Below are 23953 nucleotides of genomic sequence, written 5' to 3' on the forward strand. Positions count from 1 at the left end.
CACATTCTAAAGCTTCCAATCAGCGATAGAAACGACTTTAGCAATAAAAGCATAGCGATTTTTGGGCTAATCCGTATAATAATGCCGGTATATTGCACAAAGGATATAAAAACCTATGAATATTGATTTTAGCTTTTGGCTACTGGTATTGACAATTGCCTCAGGTATTATTGCCGCCATTGACAAATTTAAGTTTGAACCAAAACGTTTGGCACCGGTTATGGATGAACTCCACGGCATGAAGAAAAAAGAACGTCGCAAGTTCATTCAAAAAAACAAAGCACTAAAAGCACCTTTATTGGCTGATTATGCGCGCTCACTGTTTAGTGTGTTCTTGATCGTTTTTATCTTACGCGGTTTTTTAATCGGTAACTTTTTAATCCCATCTGCTTCAATGACACCAACGTTACCCGTTGGTAACTTCATATTGGTCAATAAAACCGCTTATGGCATCAGAAATCCAATCACCAACAATGTCTGGATTGAAACAGGCAAGCCTGAGCGTGGTGATATTGCTGTCTTTCATTTCCCTGTGAACCCCGGTGTTGATTTTATTAAGCGCGTTATTGGCGTGCCTGGTGATGTTATTTCTTACAAAGATAAAAAGCTTACGGTCAATGGCAAAGCGATTGAGTATACCAACTGCCTAGATAACCAAGTTAATAGCTATAACGGCAATGGTCCAAACACAATTTGCACCGAGCATTTGGGTAAAGTTGCGCATCAAATTGATGATATGGCAAACGCCCCATCAGCCAACTTCACCAACCTTGTTGTCCCTCAAGGCATGTATTTCGTGATGGGGGATAATCGTGACAACAGCGAAGATAGCCGCTACTGGGGTTTTGTAACCGATCAAGAACTTGTTGGCAAAGCAAGCTTTGTTTGGTTTAGTTGGAATAGTTTAAACAGCTCCGTACGTTGGAGCGAAATAGGACGAGTATTATAAATAATGACCATTGATTACACTCCTTTATATCGTAGCATTGGCTACCACTTCAACAATGAAGCGCTTATCACTCAAGCCCTCACTCATCGCAGTAAACAAAAGCAACATAACGAACGTTTAGAGTTCTTGGGCGATTCCATTCTTGGGTTTGTAATCGCCGAAGCGCTTTATCAGAAATTCCCACATGAAGATGAAGGCAGTTTGTCACTGCTGCGCATGTATCTTGTGCGTGGTAAAACACTGACCGATATGGCAAAGCATTTTGACTTAGGTGAATATATGTCCTTTGGTGTTGGCGAGCTTAAATCCGGAGGACATAAGCGTGCCCGCTTGTTAGAAGATGCTTTTGAGGCAATGATTGGTGCAATTTATCTTGACAGTGACATGCTTGTTGTTAAAGAGCGTATTTTGCATTGGTTTAAAGATGTCTTAGCAACACTTAATGTTGAAGAACATACCAAAGATCCCAAATCACGCTTACAAGAGTATTTACAAGCCGAGATTCAAACACATCCAATTTACTCAATCATTGCCACTGAGGGTTTGGATCACGATCAAACCTTTACAGTCGAAGTTTCGCTAGGATCGCTTGAGCACAGCTATCGCGGCAAAGGCAAATCGCGTAAACAAGCAGAACATAACGCTGCCAAAGAAGCATTAAAAGCAATTAAAGTACAAGATAAATAACTATGGCACGTAAACGCAAAGGAATTGCCTTAAATGGCATTATCGTGATTGATAAACCACAAGGCTTATCCTCCAATCACGCACTACAACGTGTTAAGCGCCTTTTTAATGCACAAAAAGCCGGACATACAGGCAGCCTTGATCCAATGGCAACGGGCGTGTTACCCATTTGCTTTGGTCAAGCAACACGTATATCACAATATCTATTAGATGCTGACAAGGCTTATCAAGCAACGATTCAGTTAGGAATCAGTACTGATAGTGGTGACGCTGAAGGTAATGTTATTGAGCAGCACCAAGTCCCTGCATTCACCCTTCAAAACATCCATAACGCATTGGATAAATTCCGTGGTGAGATAAGTCAGATCCCACCGATGTATTCAGCGCTCAAGCATCAAGGAAAACCCTTGTATGAGTTAGCACGTCAAGGCATTGAGATCGAGCGCAAAGCGCGTAATATCAACATTTACGCACTTGAGTTGATTGACTATAATCCTGAAAAGCACACGATTGACATTGATGTGCGCTGCTCCAAGGGAACCTATATTCGCACGCTGGGCATGGATATTGCCAAAGCGCTAAACTGCGCTGGACATTTAATTAAATTAACACGAACCGCATGCGGACTATTGACGATGAATGATGCATCATCGCTTGAGACACTGCAGACACTCACACTGGATTCATGCCATGAAAAGCTACTTAATCCAGAATATGCATTTACAGATACACCTATTTTTACTATACCTAATGACAAAGTGGACTTATTTTATCTGAAAGGAAAGATGCAACTAACTAACAATTTCACCGGCAGCGCCCGTATTTATGATCAAGATCGATTTGTCGCACTTGGTCACTTTAATGATGGCGAGCTTGTGAAAAAACAACTTTTTTTACAAGGCATCATCGAGAATGAGTAAGAAATACACGATTGATAACGATCCTAATAAGGATTTAGAAGCACAAAAATATGATGACCCTATTCCAAGTAGAGAGGTCATTTTAACCTACTTAAAAGACCTCAAACAGCCGACTGTTTTTGAGAAAATTGCTGATAATTTGGGGCTAAAACGCAGCAGACAACTCGATGCCCTTGCGAATCGCTTGGGTGCGATGGTACGCGATGAACAGATTGAACAGGATGGTCAATATTTTAGACCGTTAAAACAAAAACGTCGCATCATTACCGGCTATGTGCGCATTGAAAATGATGGCAATGCGATTATTACCACCGAAGATAGAATGCACAGCGCATTTTTGCCGCAACATCAGGCACGTTTAGTCTTTAATGGTGACAAAGTCTGCGCGATGATCTTGGGACTTAATCGCAAAGACAAATTAGAAGCGCGCATTGATAGCATTATTGAACGCAATACCATTGAGATTACTGGGCGCTATAGCCAACAGTTGGATAGCCATTTTATCCAACCAATTAGCAAAACCATGCCGAAATATATTGCACTTTTACCCCCGTCAGAAGAGCTTGAGCCTGACACGCTGATCAAAGCAAAACTCGTTATCTTCCCCTCAACGGTTTGCTCAGCAGTCGCACAATTTGTTGAAATCATTGAAGAGCAATCACCAATACTTACCGCAATTTCAGTTGCCAGCAAAAAGCATAATCTGATTGAGGACTGGAGCAATAAAACCGCGCGTCTAGTGCGCAAACTTCCGTCTCAAGTGCTCGATACTGAAATATCTCCACGCATAGATCTACGTGATTTACCATTTGTCACGATTGATGGTGAGGATGCCAAAGATTTTGATGATGCTGTTTACGCACGTAAAAGCTCAACGGGTGGTTGGAAACTTTATGTTGCGATTGCTGATGTTTCGTATTATGTTCGCCCAGACTCAAGTCTTGATAAGGAAGCACAAGCTCGATCAACGTCTGTGTATTTCCCAGGTTATGTAATCCCGATGCTGCCTGAGCAGCTCTCCAATGAATTATGTTCATTAAAGCCAAAAGTAGATCGCTTAGCATTAATCTGCGAGATGAATATTAGCGCTAATGCCAAGCTGTCACGCTATAAGTTTTACTCAGGCGTTATTAACTCCAAAGCACGCTTAACCTATACCGAAGTGTCCAAGCTTTTAAACAACAAAGACAATAACATCTATTACGAACAACCCGAGCTTATTCCGCATTTATTTGATTTATATGATCTTTATAAAGTCTTAGCCGAGGCACGTAAACAACGTGGAGCGATTGATTTTGATACGGTTGAATCACAGATTATTTTAAATGAACACCAGCATATCTCAGCGATTACTCCACGTCAGCGTAATGATGCACATAAGCTCATTGAAGAATGTATGCTGTTGGCAAATGTCGCTACAGCGCGCTTTATTGAGAAAAACAAATCACACGCCCCTTTTCGTGTTCATGGCGCACCACCTAGTGGCAAAGTCGATGATTTGAAAGCTTATTTGCACTCCCTTGGCATTGCCTTTAAACCGAGTAAATCAGGTGCAACACCTGCTGATTACAGCCAGATGCTAAGCTCTGTCAAAGATCGCGATGACTTTGCCAATATTCAACTGATGACACTAAAAAGCATGAATCAGGCATTTTACACCCCAGATAATGATGGGCACTTTGGCTTAGCCTATCCGGCCTATAGTCACTTTACTTCACCGATTCGTCGCTATCCTGATCTATTAACGCATCGCGCAATCAAATCGATTCTTGGTGAGAAAACACTTGGTGCTTATCACTACACCCACAGTCAATTAGATGAGCTTTGCGCCCATGCTTCAAGTCAAGAGCGTAATGCCGACTCAGCCTCTAGTGATGTTGAGAAATGGTTAAAATGCCATTTCTTACACAATCGTATTGGTGAGCTATTTGATGCTAAAATTGTCCATGTTACTGGCTTTGGGATGTATGTTGAGCTCATTGAAAATTATATTGAAGGGTTAGTACATATCTCGTCAATGCATGGTGATTACTATGTGTTTGATGAAGTGCAGCATCGTTTAATCGGTCAGCATACGAAGAAAACCTTTGGCATTGGACAAAAAGTTCAAGTACAACTTGTACGTGTTAATTTAGATGAGATGCAGATTGATTTTGAATTAACAGTGAATGGCAAAGGTCGCAGTCATCAAGAGCTTACAGCAGGTAGCACACCAAAGCGCCGTCGCGCGCGTATTAAATCCTCAAGCTTAAAGCCCACTACAACGCAAAAGCGTACACGCAAAAAGCCTATGCATAATAGCACCGTTGAACCCACAAAATTGGTTGATAGCAAACCGCCAAAAAGCAAAAAGAAAAAATCCACTAGCGCTAAGCGTGCGCGTAAAAAATCGAATGCTAAGTCAAATCAGTCTGAATGATTGACTCTATGCCACTACTTATTGCCTCAGCCTATCAATAATTATTTACACTTTTTACATACTTTTCAGCTAAATATATCTCATATACTACAACTTTTAGAAGTTATAGAAAATATATGATGAAAAATATAATCAAAAATAATCAAATGTGTTGTATTTGTTATGATAAATACACTGAAGAACCTACTTATGCTTTCTGCAAAAATCGTCATAATGATGGCATTCATCCCAGCTGCGCTTATAAATATTTAACTTCAAAGAATGTAAAAGATTTAAATTGTCCAATTTGTAGATATTCTAGCATTACATTTAGAAATACTCTTTGGTTAATAGTTCATTCTGGGTATATTCATCACCTAAATTATACAGCTCAAAATCAGCGCATTATTCCAATAAGTAGTATTTCAAAAGATAATCTCCTTGAGATTATTTTTGACCAAAGAGATCGTTTCCTTTTTCAAAAACTTAAAAAAAGTGTTAAAGAGGCAACCGATAAGTATCTCAAGTGGAGTAAATCCTCTAAAAATAATTACTTTATAAACATCCTCCATTATAGGCATCATGGATCAGCAGGATGCAGCGTTGCAGAAAATTTTAATGATACAATCCAAAAGATACGCACTTATGACGAGTTTTCTCATGAATTATCACAGCTGCTCTCAATGAAAGATGCACGATATAACACAAACTCTTATCGTACTTATTTAAAGGAATTTTTACGACAAGATATATCATTAGCTATAAATCATAATATTAAAGAGGATGAGATACTAAAAAAAATAAAAGAGAAGCTTACGTATATAAGAATTGCATTTATGAAAGTTAATGACAATGATCAAATAGCACAGCCTATCCAGTATTTTTTGCTCAAGGAGAATACCAATATCATATTTGATAACTCAATCAATGACGAATTCTGCTCTAACTATCTTACGTCAAATCAGGATATTAAAACCCGATTCGATATCAATTTTCTAACTTATGATCAATCCGACCTTGACAATAGAAATCATGTGATTGTGCCTACCTACCGGTATTCACATTATGATGACCCTGCTATCGGCTCTTATGCAAAAAATGTGCTTAAACAATTAACCATCCCCACAGTTCGTATAATGCTACCAGAACAATAGCGAATATAGAAAATACTATTTAAAGTCATTAATTAATCACCACTCAAGTGAATGATGTTTTTTACAATTTCTTTACATATTTTCTCTTTGCCATATGAGATCATTTAGCTTCTTACATATTAATTTAGGAACCATATGGAATACGGTGAAATTACAACCAAGCTTATTAAGAATAATGTCAACTGCATCGTCTGCCTTCAGCCATTCTCTACGCAAAGTATTGATAAATGGGGTTATGATTTCTGTACAAACAATCACAATGCAGGAATACACTATGACTGTCTTGATCAATCCATAGAACAAAAGCATCATAATTGCCTCGTATGCAGATCAAAAAACGAACTACTTAACTGCCACAAGCAAAATAGCCTCTCACATACTTGCAAAAAATATGCTCATACCTTTCTTAAAAACAAAATTTATGATAATTATTTCTATTTAGCCAATTCCAACAACGACATTCTTAGCAGTCAATATAGACTCATACAAACTATTACTCAGCTAGCCCAATATGGCTTTGTTAGCCAAATTAAACAAAGTATTTCTAACATAACAGAAAAGTATATAGCATCGATCAATACTCCAAAAAGCTGTCACCTTATAGACTATTTTTTCCCTCAACGCAATGACCTAATAGGACGAGAGTTTGCAACAAATTTAAATCAAGAAATCCAAGACACAATATCTTTTAAGGACATTGCCAAAGCGTTATCAGCAGCTTTACTCTCTAACAAAGACTCCAGCTCTACTAACATAAGCCCTTATCGCATAAGTTTAAGCAAAATCTTAGCAGAAGCACTTGGATATCCTTCGCTACAGCTATCTGACATGGAAAGTCAAGATAAAATGACAGATCTGATAGATAAAAGATTACATAATATTAAAGTGGGTTATGTTCCAATTAATTATGAGAAAAAACAGGTTGAATATCTTCAATACTATTTGGGAAGCGATTCAAAAATCGCGCTTAATATCACTCGCACAGGATTCTCAATTAGCGCCCATGGTACAACAATTTACTTCAATGAAGCTCGCCTTTATGAATATAATCATAACTATGATTTAATCATGCCGATGAGTATAGTAAGATCAAATTATAGAGACTCTATATTCAAATGCATAGCAGATGAACTTACAAAATTAAATGCTCCCGTACTTCCCGTCCTAGTACCTACTCGAGAGTCGAAACAGACCTACTACAAAACTTGGTGGAAATGTATAATTAGTAAAGATGATCTACTGTATAAGATATGAGGAAATATTCTACCCCAAAGTGTCAATACAGTTTTTTAAAAATTCTTATTCCTATACATGTCATGCAACCTGCAATGTTTTTTGCGCCTGACTTTTAAAGTCAATAACACCTTCTTTGTACACGTTCATTGGTTTTTTGTATCCCAAACTTTCATGAAATCTACAGTTATTATAAAAATCAATATAATCAGCAAGATCAGTCCTAAGCTCAGGCAAAGAACTATATTCATTAAGATAAATTCGCTCGCATTTTGCACTGCGCCAAAAACGCTCAATACAAATGTTATCAGTAGCTCGCCCCTTGCCATCCATTGAAATAGTAATACCTCTACTGGACAATGCTTCAGTATGTATATGTGAGGTATATTGGCTGCCTTGGTCAGTGTTAAAAATCTCAGGATTGCCAAAGCGATCAAGTGCTTCATGCAAAACACTCATTACCAGGCTGCTATCCATCGTATTGGATATACGCCAACTTAATACCTTGGGGTATTATACTCCTAGTGGTGTTCGCTCAATTTGGCTTAGAAATGCCTTGGCAAACTTTAAGCAGCGCTTATTGGCATTAGAAGCCAAATCTGCCCAAGAAGGCTTTGTATTAACAGAATCCTCGCAAAGATAGATGACTTAAGGGATAGAGACCTATTTTAAAATCACCATGACCGGTTTACTGACGTATTCCGACTAGACCCGCTATCGCATTGATGGCCAGTTTTTTCCAATATAAGACATTTCAACCTCGCGCGATCTCAACAGGTTCGATATAGCATATTCACTACCATCATCAAAAATGAGGTTTATGACTCCTTCACTCGAGCTGTAAGCTGATATCAAACTCTTATTTCTTGGATATATAGAAGAAGATAAAAGGTTTCCTGTATAACGTAGCCTTGGGTCATACTCTTTCTCATATCTATCACCGATTGAATAATATATATCACTTCCTATATCTCTTCTCATAAAGAAAAAAGTAGGTGCCAAATACGTATCATTATCTTCTATGAATCTAGCATATGGGTTTACCATCAATGAAATGCTTTTTGTTAGATTCTCTGGGTATGTAAATATTTTATTAAAAAATCCATTATTTAGCTCAAAAACAAAATTATTTGAAAACAGCAGTCTGGGCTTGCCCTTTGTCGATAAAAATGCGGTTTTTAAATTACTTGATGAAACACTTTTCATGTCTTCATCTGATATAAACTGAAAACTCCCCAAAAATTTAAAAGCGTGTACAATACGCCCGAAGCAATGATATGAGAAGAGGAATCACAAGGATGGCGCACACTACTTTTGGTGACCACATGAGCAAATTATTAAACAAAATGTATTTGGCTAGTAGGTAAACTTAGGCGCTTCAAATTTTTATTTGCATAAAAGACAAACTCAGTATTTTGATTAAATAAATCAGACATTAAGTCTTTTGACAATATCTTAAGCTCTGAGGGATCATTTTTAAGATGTATGTTAACTAAATTAGAGTTTTTATCATAATCGTAACTTAGTATACTATTATTTTCAGACCAACCTGCAGTTTTTAATTCCAGCCTATCATCTTCATTAAAGCTTAACATGAAATTTAAAAATGCATTATCTTTATCACCTTCATAAGCCACTGTGTAGGTAAACTCCTTGGGGAAATCAATTTGATGATGATTATGATTTTTTAACAAGTATTCTCTAAAATCTTCCATAGAGCTGCCTTTCATATCTTGAATCTTTAGATGGGCTTCATCTAAATTATTAGATTTATAAACGGCTGCATAAGGCTGAGCATTAATCTTACCTCTATTAATTATTAATTTTAATAATAAACTAAAGCTATTATCACTAAACTTATAAAAGGGATTTCCATTATTATCAACGGTGAGTATATTATCAACACCTACAGGTCCAATGTCATAAGCTACTGGCAAACCAGTTCCATAACCTTCAAAAAAGCCTATTCTATTATTTAGGGGGTAAGGTGGTAAATATAAAAAGTAATCTTTATGGACCACAGCAGTAGTTTTTCCAGACCTTAATTTGAGCTCAACCGGAATTGCTGTATTTAAGTTGAGTTTTTTAACCATTCTCATAAGACCGTCCTTCATAGATGGGAGAAACTCATTCGTACTCTCAAAAACTAATGTTAATTGTTTTGTTTTCTTTATGCAGTCTATACTGGCTATTAAAATCAACTTATCTGTCATCGCCTCGGCATTATTCGACCAATCCGAGATGTTTATCTCAGAATAAAGCGTTATATCATTTGGAATACCATCTTTGAAAGAAATTACTTGATCACCTAAATACAATGAAGAGTTTTTCATTGTAATCTTTTCATTTAGGTCTGAATGAATATCTTTTATTGAGCTAATATCTAATGTCCATTTTTCACTTTCTAATCGACTTGGGGTTATTTCGACTTTCACAGTATCTTTTGGCAGTTTTAATAAATATTCACCTCCACTTCCATAGAGTTTATATGTCAACTTATTACGTAAGTTCTTATCATCTAATGAAGGGAAAAATAAATTACGTGATTTGTTATCTAACTTAATTTGAATGTCTGTGCGATAATAGCTATGCTTCAAGTCATATATTATCCAGTCTCCAGGCAGCGCATACCATACCCAGACAAATTGCTGACCATAATAAGAACGTAAAGTATCTAATCCAATGGACTTTTTATATCTAGCTCCTGGTAGATCACTATATCTAAAACTGTAGTAAGTATTGGCTGCATATGGAAGATAAAAATTTAAAGCATAACTAAGATCTACTTCCTTATTTCTTTCACTTAACCCAAAGGCATTATAGACATCTAGGGTAGTATCCTTGTCAGGAAGTGGACCACTTAAATAATGATCTAACCCTCCAGCAAAGGTATGCCATGCTCCGCCACGTGTCCCCATTGTCGTTACATTTCCATAATGAACAGTATTATTTATAAAATCAACTTTACTGACAACAGCCCCATTTCCTAAAGACCATAAAACTTTACTATCTTTAGAAGGATTGATACTGAAATCACTTGCATCATATAGCATTGAAGGGATTGATACAGAATGATAAACTCGGTTAAATTCATCTATTAGCGCATTAGCTGACTGAGCTACATTTTCATATCCTTCCACAAGAGCAGGTATCCCAATAGATAGGCCAACCAATGGAATTCCAACCATACCTAAAATGCTACTAGCAGTCGCTGCACCGGCAAGTCCAGCAGCAATAGCCCCTACATTAACACCTGCAGTTATACCTGCCATGGTTAAATTTGTTGCTGCTAAAGCTGTTTCTTCTTGACTCGTTGAGTTTGCTAATTCTCCGATAATACCAGTAATGTTAGCAGCATCAAAAATAACACCTATGGCCCCAGGCAAAATACTACCTGCTGCATTTAATGTAGGAAAAGCAGTTTTTATAGCTGACAGTGCTTGCTCTAATGGTTTTATTTCAAACTTCTATTCTACCCCAAAGTGTCAATACAGTTTTTTAAAAATTCTTATTCCTATACATGTCATGCAACCTGCAATGTTTTTTGCACCTGACTTTTAAAGTCAATAGCACCTTCTTTGTACACATTCATTGGTTTTTTGTATCCCAAGCTCTCATGAAATCTACGGTGATTATAAAAATCAATATAATCAGCAAGATCAGACCTAAGCTCAGGCAAAGAACCATATTCATTAAGATAAATTCGCTCGCATTTTGCACTGCGCCAAAAACGCTCAATACAAATGTTATCAGTAGCTCGCCCTTTACCATCCATTGAGATAGTAATACCTCTACTGGATAATGCCTCAGTATGTATATGCGAGGTATATTGACTGCCTTGGTCAGTGTTAAAAATCTCAGGGTTGCCAAAGCGATCAAGGGCTTCATGCAAAACACTCATTACCAGGCTACTATCCATCGTATTCGATATACGCCAACTTAATACGGCTTTTGAATACCAATCAATTATCGCAGCAAGATAAACCATACCACCCTTAAGCTTCACATACGTGATATCAGTAGACCACACTTGGTTAACGCGACAAATATTAATACCACGCAGTTTATAAGTGTATTTAACATGTTGTTTACAAGGCTCGGACAAATTAGGAAACCTGACAGCCAACACCGCTTTTAAGCCCATTTCCTGACGGTATTTCTGCACCGTATTCACGCTGACACTAAATCCATCCTCAAGCAATTGCTGATGAACCTTCAGCGCACCATAAATAGGGATTTCTTCATGGATTTTCTGGATATGCGCTTTAATTTTAAGTGCTTCCTTATTGATTTTAGGCGTGTAATAGCAGGTGCCTCGATTAATACCCAGTAATTGGCATTGCTTAACTATGGAAATAGTTTCTAGCTTGGACTCTACCATAGATTTTCTAGTTGATAAGTCCAAGCTTGCGAGCTTTCCCTCAAGCCAATCCCTCTCAATAGTAAGCTGACCAACTTTCTTAGCATACTTATCCACCTCGTGTTGAAGCTTATCATTTTCAGACTTGTACTCTTTAACTGCCTTGGCTGGCTCCATAGCAATAACTGCATTATCTAAGAAGATTTTTTTCCAGTTTTGGATGTTTTTTGTCGTTATATTATGCTTGCTAGCAAGCTCTGCTAACGTAAGCTCATTTGCCAATAATTCCAATACAACTTTGACCTTAAACTCGGATGAGTAACTTGTCCTTTTTGTGCTCATAAATACGCCCTCTGTTCATTTCACTTTCAACAATATATCGGAAATGAATTTCAAAAGATACTGTTTAAATTTCTTGGGGTATTATAGCCAAGTTAAACAAAGTATTTCTAACATAACAGCAAAGTATATAGCATCGATCAATGCTCCAAAAAGCTGTTACCTTATAGACTATTTTTTCCCTCAACACAACGACCTAATAGGACGAGAGTTTGCAACAAATTTAAATCAAAAAATCCAAGACACAATATCTTTTAAGGACATTGCCAAAGTTTTACCAGCAGCTTTACTCTCTAATCAAGACATCAGCTCTAACATAATCTCTTATCTCATGAGTTTAAGAAAAATCTTAGCAGAAACACTTGAATATCCTTTGCTACAGCTATCTGACATGGAAAGTCAAGATAAAATGACAGAGATTATAGATAATAAATTATGTAATATTAGCGTTGGTTATATTCCTATTAATTGCCTGGGAGAACAGGTTGAATATCTTCGACTCTATTTGAGCACCGATCTAAGTTTAGCACCTAAGACTACCCGCAAAGGGTTCTCAATTAGCGCCAATGATACAACAATTTACTTCAATCAAGCTCGACCTTATGAATATAATCATAGCTATGATTTAATCATGCCTATGAGTCAAATAAACTCAAATCATAGAGACTCTATATTCAATTACACAGCAGATAAAGATAAACTTACAAAATCAAACACTCCCGTACTTCCCGCGCTAACAGATTCTAAAAAGTTGGAATCTCGCTACTTTAGTTGGGCAAAAACTATAGTTAGAAAAGATGATATACGGGAGCACATCCGCAATTTGCGGGCAGATCATCTGTATATTTAATGCACCATAAAATATGACCTTAACAAGGGAGATCTAATATTCGCGCGTTTAAAAGTTGTAACACTAGATATTAAATACCCAGCTATCTGCTGAATATGGTTCACCAGCAAAGTGGCAAAAATACTGTCTTAAGAAGCTACTATCATACTCATCTTTCTGAACTTTCCCAAGTTTTGTTAAGCGGCAAGCCCAATAATCATTTGAATCCATGAATTTCTATGATTTTTTAGCTCAGATTCACCATTTTGACAAACCCTGAGTTTATTCTGACGCTTTATCAACAACTTTCGTGCCGCAGAAAAGGTGTATTGCGGCTTAGTGCCATTATGTGTTAGCTCATTGACTGCATCACTTGGAAGATGCATGACAGCGATCCAAATAATCGTAATGGCAAGCATGCACATATTCAAGTGGTTTATCACCGAATGCTCCAATCTTACTTGGGCTTTTTGGCTGCCGATGTCATGTTTGAGCTCTTTGAAACCAGACTCGATCTTCCACCGTGCGCTATAGTACTCCAATATCTGCGTTACGCTTAAGCTTAAGTCTGTTGTTGCTAAAGCAACGAAGTGATTTTTGTAATAGGCAAAGACAACTTTTATCGGGCATTTAAAAGCTTTAGACATGAAGTTTTTCTCGTAGACAAGCATGTCACGCTTTTTACCATAAACAAAGCTTGTGACTTTTTGGGCTTTAGCTTTATATTCATTTGCCAAATCCCTAACAGAACCTGCTTTGGCACCATATTTTGCAGGACGCCCACATGTTTTACCTTCGATAACCTCAGGAAAACCGTATAAAACACTGTTTTTGCGTAACATGGTGAGGATATGGACTCGATTACCTAGTTGATCTTTTAACGGGTTGTACAATTTACCATTACCAAACCATGAATCAGTCACAATAAGAATGGGGGATTTTGTCCAGGTGCTAAGCTTAAGAATCATTTGGCAGGCCAGTGTAATTTTACTGTTAAAACACTCAGCCGCTGCTTTGTTGCTAGAGTGATAAAATCGCGTCAACAATGGCAAAAATGCCCAACGGGTATGAATGAACTTTAAGAGCCCCAGTTGAACAAAGCACTGTGACCAAGGGTATTTACTTTGATTGTGCTTGGCTGCATGATCAAAGAAATGCTCACAACCAAATATTTCCTTACCGCTTTTAGGCGTGGTAGAGTCATCTAAGGCTATGATAAGGCGTCCATCAGTCAATGGTAATGGAATCAGTTTGAATATAGCTTTCCAAATCACATCCCAGTTAAAGCATTTACTTGCCATAAAGCGATAAAAGCGTGTTCTGCTAAGTGAGTAACCTATTATCTGAACGAGTTTACGATAAATTTGACTACTGATACCAGAACCGATAGGTATAATCATTGCTAAAATCACTGCACTAAAAAGCCGTCCTTTTTGAGTGCTTCTTTTAAAAAGTGCTTGCAAGTGATTAAGTAAAGGTTGTAAGGTATCCATCGATGAGTTGCTCCTGTTTTTTAGCAACCCTAAGATATAGGGATAAACTTTGGTCTGCAGCTCATCCATAGCAAATTCTTACAAAATTCGGGAAAGTTCAGCTCATCTTTTACAGACTGATATAAACTCTGTATATTAATATCCCTGCGATTTCGTAAATAAAGCTGATCTATTAAACTAAGTACCAAAAAGCCGCAATCATTATTGCGTTGAAAATTAACCGTTAGATTCTCCAGCTGAAATGCTCTAATCGATGGTATTTTTTCTTTAATGTTTGATCTTAGCCACGCTACTCGACCATCTCCATATGAATCGAAAAAGTAAAGTCTCTTATTGGTTGTATCAATAATGAGTAATACAAAATGCCAGTTGCCAAAATTAATTGGCACCATAATCAAGCTATACGGAGAGGCTATAATTAGCTGATCAATATCATGTAATATATCTCCTTGCTCTATCTCATTACTTAAAACGGTTCGACAAGGCTTCATAACAAATCGCTCAACCAGATTCAAATTCACTGGATTATTTTGATGAAGCTTGCCAATACAAATATCAACAAACCCGTTAGAGATCAACGATGATCTACCAAGATTATGACTAGTAATATCTTGCACGATATCAAGTGCCATACCAGATCTAAGTACTGGATCTAATAAATACAATGGTTGAAGATTTTGACTAATTAACACCACTCGCGGGTCATTTTCATCAATATCTGCTAGAACCTCAACATCTCCTACTACGTCTGATTTCTTTTTAGAGACGTTTGGTCTTTGCTTTTTTAAATAAGACATGTATTCTTCAAAGCTTTTTTCACTATTTTGTGACATTGGTTCAAATCTAAATTTCACCTTATGCTGATCATTATACTTTTGTTTATTTACCACATAAGCAGATAACTCCCTACTTAAAAACTCATATAAGCGTCGAACATCGTCCTTGCGTTCACTGTCTTTCTGCAAGCGTTTCCGCGCAATCGCCATAATTTGTTCAATCTGAAGGTTTGCATCTATTTTATCGTTTGCGATAACACTTTGGATTTCTTTAATCCCTTTTGCTAGATGAGTTGTCGTATATACATAGTCAACAGCCGCCCCAATACCTAACGAGGCAAGATGCCACCATTTATACTTATAAATCCCCTGATAACCTTCACTACTTTCAAGTAAATCCTGATAGATAATTGTAATAATTTGATGATACTCATAGCACAATAACCCACACGCTAAAACCACATTTTCATTGTACTCAGGAAAGATAACGTGATCTGTCAGATACCTCTGATAACTATCTACTGCATGCTTTAAAATCTCTAATTTAAAGCATTTTGTTCTTTTATCATCAAAAATACCCTTTAAAGTTAAAAGCTGTTTATCTGCAGGTTGAGCTAAACGTGTTTTAAGTTCTTTATCATCCTTGATATTATAAATTTCAAATAAATCTGATTTGGACAAGATAATAAAATCTTCATTATCTTTCATAAAACCATAAAGCGACTCAAGTTCAGCATATACACCGGTAAAGCGCTCAATTAAGCTAAACTCTCGATATGAGCTATCAAAAAATTTTACCTTATCAAAAGATCTAACGGTCAAATAACTCACACTTTCATCAATAAATCCTTGTAGCAAATAAAGATCAAGTCCGTTATCTTTCTTGAAATGTTCTGAGTCTGCTTTTAGCGTAAATACAACATACAAATTTATTAGTGATTGATTTAAATTGAAACTTGATACTAAAGGATCTAGCTTGGTTTTTTTAAAGTCAGTATTAATCGCTATTTGGAAGTCTTCTAACAACTTATCTAGGAACTGATCATAACGCTCATAATCCCCACGGTCATACTTAACACCAAATATCTGCATAATAGCGTCCATATAATACTCACACATCTTGGTAAGCATTTTTAGAAAAACATAAAATTTATTGCTGGTATCGCGTGGGACAACTTCTCGCCCTGTTTCGCTATCATGAATAATGCCTAAAATCTCACAATCTTGCTCATAACTGGCCTGGAATACCAATCTATTTTCATCAGTTTTTTTTAACACAAGTTGTCTGGTTTTATCTTCTGAGACATCAACACCTTGCAACATAGGCAGATCCATATGTCTAGTGACAATAACTTCATCATTCCGCGCAAATGTTTTTGTTAGATAATATGCCATCATATCAATAAAGCTTCTATTTGCTTTGAAAGGCTTAAGTCCCGCGATTGCATGTTGTGAAAAACAGCATATATCAACATATATTAGTTTTTGATGTAATTGACTAAACACTTTCTGCGCTCTCTCAAGATTTTTCTTGCAAGCTGAGCTTCCTATTGCCTGAATAATAACTTTTGTTACTAACATTCGCCTAATAGCAATGATAATACGATTAAACTGCCCAAGATCTATCCTTACTTTCTTTTTAAAACAGTCAATCAAGTTTTCACATTGTCTTTTTAGAAAGTCATTAGCTTGTCGCTTTTCTGATTGAGATGTTTCATATTTATTAAGCTCTAGCAAAAGACACTCTAAAGCCATAAGATCACTATCCAAGTCAACTAGCCTTAATATAACACCGTGATGCTTTACCCCAGCAGTACGCCAAGCACTAAATATGTCCGTCGTATAAAAACCTTTAATATTTGCTATTGTTAAATTTTTCTCCTCTATCATTTTTAAATAAGTCTCAACTAAAAATTGATCATTATAACCTTTTATAAACGCAATCATTGCCACACTAGCCAGTGCTGTAACGCCACCTAGTTCATATAACTGATTAACTTCATCTTCAGACTCTGCAAGCTCTTTTGCCGTAATTAACATATTAAATCGTAGTTGCCCATTTACTTGATAGCTGATTGTATAAGTTGCCTGTTCTTTATTAAGCCCTGAGATTGTAAACCCATTTCTAGCTGTTCTATGTTGCTTTGCAAATTCATGAAAATGAGGACTTAAAACCAAATTCTCTTTTTCTATATAATTATTGATCACTTCCAGAAAAGACATCTTTTCAAATGCAGGGTGTCTAAATATGCAGCTCTCAATAATGGCAAATTTTTTAAATGCTAAATAATAACTCTGATGATTAGGTGCAATCGCAAAAATTGACATATATTTTAATAGCATTGCCTGGGCTGATTGCTCAAGTTCATTATAAATAGCGCCAAATAAATAGCTTAAATAGACCAAATCCTGATACAAAAACTCAAAAGCAAGTCCATTTACTTCTTCAAACCCCACAAAATAGCTACTAACGCTATTTCCAAATCTTTCAAAAAACAAAATAAATGATCTTAGCTTATACCATTCACCATATATCGTAACCAGTGGGTATAGAGGATGACGATGAGTCTCTTTCATTGCCAATTGATATTGTTTTTTTGCACTTTGTGGCACTGAGTAACAAAACTCCTCCAAACAGTTTTCCATAATAGGGATCATCTGACTATGGGATTCAGTAAACAGCTTGGTTACCACTGCCTGATCTTTTTCTTGTAAATGATTCTCACAACATACATCCCCTAATAGCTTCATGGGGTTCATCTGTATACTTGCAATCATTTTTGCTTTTTGCTCAACTACACCACGAATTGCTTTATCATCATAAATAGTGTCAGTGTATATCTCATCATAAACTTTAGATAATGCATCATACTTTGCAAGAATCGCCGACATCAGTTTGTGGTATACCAAACAGGCAAAGCTATCCTGCTTGTTGGTTAATTGAGCCATAAGCTCATCTAAAGATTCTTGCCAATGGAGGAATCTCGGCAATTTACGCGTATTAACAACTGTCTCCTTGGGTAAAGTTAATTGCTCTTTCACCTCAATATCCAACGAAGACAAACGCACACCCAACTCATGCAACATAGCAACAGCTAAATTCAATTTCATCAATAAAATGCTTTGTTTTAGACCTACATCTAGCCTCTTACTTTTATACTCCTTTAATGATTCCGCCTGCAATTTAATGGCTTCTAACTCTTTAAAATATTTATTAGCCTTAGTTTGCGTGCTTTGTGCATTAACCAACACCGCACGCAATCTTTCATCAATAAGTCCTTGTATTGATTTAGGGAAATCTCTATATAAATCTTTACTAATAATATAATAGCTTTCAGATTCACGTGTTGATGCTGCTAATTGATTATAAGCCTCGCGATAATTTTCAAACTTAGAAAAATAATCAAACACGTAATACAACATTTCGTAATAATAATCTGCTTCAAGTTTCTTTTGCCTAAGCTTTTTATTTATTTTTTTATGTCTACCTGACTGCCTATATTGCTTATCGAGTTTTTCTAAGAAAGCTCTCTCATTACTGTTATTATCACTGACAATAATACTAGGCATTAGCAAACCATATAAATAGTATGGTGCATTTGGTGCATTTTTCATTTGTTCAAGCGCATAGGTATAACCATCTTCACGTTTAGTTAACTCATGAACGGCAGTTAGAAGCTTAGCTATAGGCACCGCACCATAAATAGACTGAATCAAGATATAGCTATATAAAATCACGGGAACTGCATGAATTGTGCTATCTTTCTTTTTTATTGAAGCCTGCAAATTGATGCTAGTAACAAGCTCATGATGATGTTTTTGCAACAAAAGCAATGCACGAGCTTTCGTAGATTGCCTCTCAATCTGTGTAATTAAATCAATTAAGCTAATTTTTGATAATCCTTCACCCACTGTAATAGGATCAAGCTTCTTTAATGCTGCTAAAAGCTTGTCTAGTTTATCTTTTGCTGCGGTATATATCGACACTCCTTCTTCACCTAAAATCTGTGTCAATGATAGCATTGCCAATAAATCATCCTGCATATACACAATACTCAGCGCCTTATCAATACATTCAAAATCATTCACTTGATACTCCTTTTTCCTTATCGCAAATGGGGTAGCCATATCATCATGCACAAACCCATACTATCCATACAGTAAATATTTTTATACTTAAAGCGATATCAATATACATATAAAAAGAACGTATTAAAACCAAATCTCTAGCAAAATACTATCAATTATACGTGACACTAAAATAAAGATTAGAATTAAAACAGAGAAAATAGTTAACGGAAAATATTATGAAAAAAACTAAGGACGATCATCATCCAAGCGTTGTGGTGGCAATAGCGATTCGCGCTTTAAGCCAAACAATACCGCTAATACACCAGCGACATAAATCGATGAATACGTACCAACGATCACGCCTAAGATAAGAGCCAATGAGAACTCATGCAATGACGGACCACCGAAGAAATAAAGCACAACAACAACTAAAAGCGTTAACCCTGAGGTCATAATCGTACGCGATAAAGTATCATTGACTGAGCGGTTAACCACTTCAATCACTGACGCTTTACGCATCTTACGGAAGTTTTCACGCACACGGTCATAAATAACCACCGTATCATTTAATGAATAACCAATCACCGCGAGCACTGCTGCTAATGTTGTTAAAGTAAACTCTAACTGGAATGCCGCAAAAACACCTAGAATAATAATCGGGTCATGAATAAGCGCAATACCTGCACTTATCGCAAACTTCATCTCAAAACGAAAAGCAATATAGCCAACGATACAAATCATCGCGACTAATAATGCCAATAAACCATTGGTTGCAAGCTCTTTACCGACTTGTGGACCAATATAGTTTAAGCTGGTGACCTGTGCTTGAGAGCCTAAGCTTTTCTCAATTTTCACTTTAAGTAATTGCTGAGCAGATTGCCCATCTTGATTAATCACTGCCTGATTGTTTTCATTTTTTTGAATCGGTAGCTTAATCATCAAGCTATCACTTGAACCAAAAGTCGTTACTTGCGCGGTTGGAAAGCCATCGCGAGCTAAAATTTTTGCCACCTCTTGGGTTGATGGTGCTTTATTATAATTAACTTGAATCTGATAACCACCGGTGAAATCCAAGCCCATATTTAAGCCACGAACAGCTAAAAATATAACAGATAAACCAATTAACACAATCGAAACAATCGCGGTCCATTTACGGATTCCCATAAAGTCGATATTGGTTTTACGTTTAAAAAACTCCATGCGACACCCCTATATTCCGATTGATAATTTTTTAAGATTGCGACGTGAGCCATATATAAGATTCGTCATCGCCCGTGAGACAGTTACCGCCGTAAACATTGATGTCAGAATACCGATAATCAATGTCACTGCAAAGCCTTTAACAGCACCCGTACCAATCGCAAAAAGGATAATTGCCACAATCAAGGTTGTAACGTTTGAGTCAACAATTGTACCAAAGGCGCGCTCATAGCCTGCGGAGATCGCACTTTGCACCGGCATGCCATTTCTAAGCTCTTCACGTATCCGTTCAAACACCAAGACATTACCATCAATTGACATCCCCAAGTTCAAGACAATACCGGCAATACCTGGCAATGTCAGTGTAGCACCTGGAATAATTGACATAATTGCAACAATTAATACTAAGTTTAGAACCAATGCGACATTGGCGATCATACCAAACAGGTGATAGTAAATTGCCATGAACAATACAACAAGGATCAATGCCACAACAATAGATAACATCCCTTGCTCAATATTTTGTTTACCAAGCGTTGGACCAATTTGTTGCTCTTGTGCGATATGTACAGGCACTTGCAATGCACCAGAGCGAATCATCAATGCTAAGTTATTAGCTTCACGCTGATCAAGACCTGTAATTTGGAAGTTAGCACCTAATACGGTTTGAATCGTTGCGGCATTAACAAGCTTTTCAGTCTTTTCAATCTTATTGACTTCTTTACCGTCAACCATTTCTTTTTTATAGGTTGTGTTAACAAGCATCACACCCATCAGATCACCGACATGTTTGCCGGTGACTTCTCTAAAGTGACCTGCTGCATCTGAGCTTAATTGCACGGCAACGATTGGCTGACCACTTTGATGATCCACACCAGGAGAGGCATTCACAATCGCACTACCACTGACAACTGAATTACCATTTAATTGATAGTAATATGTCTGACCATTTGAAGCTAATGGATACACCTTAATGCCTTGCTCTTCAACTTTCAAACGATCGGTGACAGGGGTTACGATATAAAAGCTTGCCGTTGATGTGCCGCCTAAGATTTGCTTAGCGCGTGCTGCATCTTGCAAACCAGGCAGTTCAATAATCACACGTGAGTCACCAGAAGCAGCAACAGAAGCTTCGGCAACACCTAGTGCGTTAATACGATTACGCATTACCGTCACCACTTGCGAGATAGCTTCTTGCTTGATTTGTGTTAATAATTGCGCATTGAAAGTAACCAACAATGTTTTGTCTTTCAACGCACTATAAACTAACTGATTGTTTTGCGTCTTAGAGTAATCTGTTTTAATAAAAGCAATTGCTTTATCCAGATCCGCTTTATTGGCGAAAGTTAATGCCACATAGCCAATACTGCTATAAGTTGCAGGCACTGGCAATGCTTTCGTGATTTCAGGTTTTTGCGATGCTTTTAGCTGTGACTCAGGTGTCACACCCAATTTTTTAACGCCTTGCGCTAAACTTTCTAAGGTATTATCTAAACGTGCATTAATCGCTGATTGCGTATCAGCCTCAAGCACTAAATACATCCCACCGCGCAAATCAAGTCCCAAATTCATCGGCTCAGCACCTAATGCCAACAACCAATTTGGTGTATTTGCGGCCATATTAAGCGCGACAATATAATCACTACCAATGGTTTTCTGCAAAGCCGTACGTGCTGCAATTTGATCCTGCGCATCGGCAAATCTCACTTGAACCACTGTATTTGATTCTTGATGCAATGATTTATACGCGATCTTTTGCTCATTTAATGTGTCTTTAATTTGCGTCACAAGGGCTGAGTTCACCGTACCATCTTTGGGAGAGATTTGTAATGACGGCGTTTCACCAAATAAATTGGGCAACGCATAGATAATCGACAAAATCGCAATTACCAGAATAGTAATATATTTCCACAAAGGATACTTATTAACCGCAGCTTTTTGTCTGGGATGAAGCATAATCCTAATACCTTAGTTTGAGTTGACTGTATAGCAATGTAGTCAAAATTAATTGGTTTTAACAGCACCTTTTGGTAAAACACCAGAAACTGCGCTTTTTTGTACTTTAATAATAACGTTTTCAGCAATCTCAATCTCAGTATAGTTCTCACCAATCTTAGCGATCTTGCCGATAATGCCACCATTTGTCATGACTTCATCACCTTTAGTCAGCTCTGAGATCATCTTGCGTTGTTCTTTATTACGCTTCATTTGTGGACGAATAAGTAAGAAATAAAAAATGGCAAAAAATGCCACCAACATTAAAATTGAGCTCATTGCTGAGCCCCCAGCTGCTGCACCTTCAGCAAAAGCGTTTGAGCTTAACAACAATAGCGATGATAGTGCTACTAATAACTTATTCATTACTTATCTCCTGTTGAGGTATATTATCACACCGCACGTAAAATAATTATCAAACGGTATACTATTTAAAAATCTGGGATAATGTACATGACAGGTGGTATTTTGACAACTGTTGTCTGCTGCAAATCCCTATATGAAAGATATTCATATGGAAGCAATTTGTATGGAGGACAATTCATGTTGGGTAATTTGTGTCAGGCGATTCATGAATCGCCCCTACGGGTTTTATATCAAATGTTTGTGATAACAAATATACGAACAATTCGCACATGGACATGTAGGGGCAATTCACGAATTGCCCAAAACGAATCGCCCTCTCACGAACCGCCCCAAAGGTTTCGAGGATGCAAAGAATCCAACTCCCACCGTAATGGATTATTGTTTATGTATTCATATATTCGCAGATAATCACCCTCATCACGAACAATATGCTCATAATAATTACGTTGCCACAATTTTTGCCCTGATATACCTCGAATAAGATTTATTTGCTTTGATGTCTGCATTTTGAATCGTCCGATAATTTTAGGCAATAGCATATTACATCGTTGCTTTACGGTCATCTGTGGGGGTAATTCATGAATTACCCCTACGGTTTTGGTGATAATCACAATCCCATGGAAATGGTTTGGCATAATAACAAATGCCCCACACTTCACATTTGACCATATGGTCTCAATTCTTAACCATTCGTCTTGGACAATGTTACCCATTTCATTCAACACCATCTCACCATTGATAACATGCCCAAATAAACATGCTTTATCCTGCGTGCAAATCGTTACAAAATACATCCCAGTCTGAGAATAATCATACTCACTTAAACGAATTGAATGGCGATTTTGCTTTCTGCTGCTCATAGCTGTTTCCAACTTAGATATTTAAATGAGATGTAACATTAAGATAATTGTAGCTCACATCCCAAATAATTCATGCAAATGATAATTAGAGGTTCGATGATTTGTGTAGAAGCAATTCATGCGAGGATAATTCATATCAGGGTAATTCGTGAAGGGTAATTCATGAATTACCCCTACGGTCATTGTATTGTGGGATTACAACAACACATACAGGCGACTCACATATGTGACAGGAGAATTCGTATCGGCAATTCGTGTTGGGCGATTCATGAATCGCCCAACACGAATTTTATATCAAATGTTTGCGACAACACACACAATCG

Annotated in this window: 16 protein-coding genes and 2 pseudogenes; 9 read left to right on the forward strand and 9 right to left on the reverse strand. The window is 37.0% G+C overall.

Going from position 1 to position 23953, the window contains the following annotated elements; genetic code table 11:
- The first annotated feature begins 115 nt into the window (after positions 1-115).
- From lepB to NYP54_RS05185, 6 genes are all read left to right on the forward strand, one after another.
- On the forward strand, positions 116-949 hold the full coding sequence (lepB, locus tag NYP54_RS05160; RefSeq protein ID WP_283157445.1) for a signal peptidase I: 834 nt from the start codon (positions 116-118) through the stop codon (positions 947-949).
- 3 nt (positions 950-952) lie between these two features.
- Positions 953-1636 carry a ribonuclease III gene (rnc, locus tag NYP54_RS05165; RefSeq protein ID WP_283157446.1) on the forward strand — a complete coding sequence of 228 codons (684 nt, stop codon included), beginning with the start codon at positions 953-955 and terminating at the stop codon, positions 1634-1636.
- Positions 1637-1638: 2 nt separating this feature from the next.
- Positions 1639-2556, forward strand: a complete 918-nt coding sequence (gene truB, locus NYP54_RS05170) for a tRNA pseudouridine(55) synthase TruB (RefSeq protein ID WP_283157447.1) — start codon at positions 1639-1641, stop codon at positions 2554-2556.
- The gene (gene rnr, locus NYP54_RS05175) at positions 2549-4975 is read left to right on the forward strand and encodes a ribonuclease R (RefSeq protein ID WP_283157448.1); all 2427 of its coding nucleotides are present in this window, start codon (positions 2549-2551) and stop codon (positions 4973-4975) included. Before truB ends, rnr begins: the two co-directional genes overlap by 8 nt.
- Positions 4976-5091: 116 nt before the next feature.
- Positions 5092-6108: an RING finger protein gene (locus NYP54_RS05180; protein ID WP_283157449.1), complete on the forward strand. Its 1017-nt coding sequence runs from the start codon at positions 5092-5094 to the stop codon at positions 6106-6108.
- Between the two features lie 135 nt (positions 6109-6243).
- Positions 6244-7362 (forward strand): hypothetical protein, encoded by a 1119-nt coding sequence (locus NYP54_RS05185; RefSeq protein ID WP_283157450.1) that lies wholly within the window; start codon positions 6244-6246, stop codon positions 7360-7362.
- Between the two features lie 60 nt (positions 7363-7422).
- Here the strand turns inward: NYP54_RS05185 and NYP54_RS05190 are convergent.
- Positions 7423-7845 (reverse strand): annotated as a pseudogene (locus tag NYP54_RS05190) (integrase core domain-containing protein); the annotation flags it as partial.
- Positions 7846-7858: 13 nt separating this feature from the next.
- Here NYP54_RS05190 and NYP54_RS05195 point away from each other — a divergent pair.
- Together NYP54_RS05195 and NYP54_RS05200 are read left to right on the forward strand one after the other, a co-directional pair.
- Positions 7859-7972, forward strand: a pseudogene (locus NYP54_RS05195) (IS481 family transposase); the annotation flags it as partial.
- 390 nt (positions 7973-8362) lie between these two features.
- Positions 8363-8569 carry a hypothetical protein gene (locus NYP54_RS05200; protein ID WP_283157451.1) on the forward strand — a complete coding sequence of 69 codons (207 nt, stop codon included), beginning with the start codon at positions 8363-8365 and terminating at the stop codon, positions 8567-8569.
- Positions 8570-8678: 109 nt separating this feature from the next.
- On the opposite strand, the gene NYP54_RS05205 is transcribed toward NYP54_RS05200, so the two are convergent.
- Together NYP54_RS05205 and NYP54_RS05210 are read right to left on the reverse strand one after the other, a co-directional pair.
- Positions 8679-10799: a TcdA/TcdB pore-forming domain-containing protein gene (locus NYP54_RS05205; protein WP_349293369.1), complete on the reverse strand. Its 2121-nt coding sequence runs from the start codon at positions 10797-10799 to the stop codon at positions 8679-8681.
- Positions 10800-10864: 65 nt separating this feature from the next.
- Positions 10865-12043, reverse strand: coding sequence for an IS3 family transposase (locus NYP54_RS05210; RefSeq protein ID WP_283157452.1), 1179 nt, complete (start codon positions 12041-12043; stop codon positions 10865-10867).
- Between the two features lie 43 nt (positions 12044-12086).
- Between NYP54_RS05210 and NYP54_RS05215 the strand changes: the two genes are divergently transcribed.
- Positions 12087-12890, forward strand: a complete 804-nt coding sequence (locus tag NYP54_RS05215) for a hypothetical protein (protein ID WP_283157453.1) — start codon at positions 12087-12089, stop codon at positions 12888-12890.
- A gap of 176 nt (positions 12891-13066) precedes the next feature.
- On the opposite strand, the gene NYP54_RS05220 is transcribed toward NYP54_RS05215, so the two are convergent.
- The 6 genes from NYP54_RS05220 to NYP54_RS05245 all read right to left on the reverse strand — a co-directional run bounded on the left by NYP54_RS05220 (position 13067) and on the right by NYP54_RS05245 (position 23630).
- Positions 13067-14431 carry a transposase gene (locus NYP54_RS05220; protein ID WP_283156153.1) on the reverse strand — a complete coding sequence of 455 codons (1365 nt, stop codon included), beginning with the start codon at positions 14429-14431 and terminating at the stop codon, positions 13067-13069.
- A complete protein-coding gene (locus NYP54_RS05225; protein WP_283157454.1) occupies positions 14392-19227 on the reverse strand; it encodes a Ulp1 family isopeptidase in 4836 nt (1611 codons plus the stop codon). The genes NYP54_RS05220 and NYP54_RS05225 overlap by 40 nt, the downstream gene beginning before the upstream one ends.
- Before the next feature lie 228 nt (positions 19228-19455).
- Positions 19456-20409 carry a protein translocase subunit SecF gene (gene secF / locus NYP54_RS05230; RefSeq protein ID WP_283157455.1) on the reverse strand — a complete coding sequence of 318 codons (954 nt, stop codon included), beginning with the start codon at positions 20407-20409 and terminating at the stop codon, positions 19456-19458.
- 9 nt (positions 20410-20418) lie between these two features.
- The gene (gene secD / locus NYP54_RS05235) at positions 20419-22365 is read right to left on the reverse strand and encodes a protein translocase subunit SecD (protein WP_283157456.1); all 1947 of its coding nucleotides are present in this window, start codon (positions 22363-22365) and stop codon (positions 20419-20421) included.
- Between the two features lie 48 nt (positions 22366-22413).
- On the reverse strand, positions 22414-22770 hold the full coding sequence (gene yajC, locus NYP54_RS05240) for a preprotein translocase subunit YajC (protein WP_283157457.1): 357 nt from the start codon (positions 22768-22770) through the stop codon (positions 22414-22416).
- A gap of 317 nt (positions 22771-23087) precedes the next feature.
- Positions 23088-23630 (reverse strand): transposase, encoded by a 543-nt coding sequence (locus NYP54_RS05245; RefSeq protein WP_283157458.1) that lies wholly within the window; start codon positions 23628-23630, stop codon positions 23088-23090.
- Between the last annotated feature and the right edge of the window lie 323 nt (positions 23631-23953).

The sequence above is a fragment of the Cysteiniphilum sp. QT6929 genome, assembly GCF_030035755.1.
GTDB lineage: Bacteria > Pseudomonadota > Gammaproteobacteria > Francisellales > Francisellaceae > Caedibacter > Caedibacter litoralis.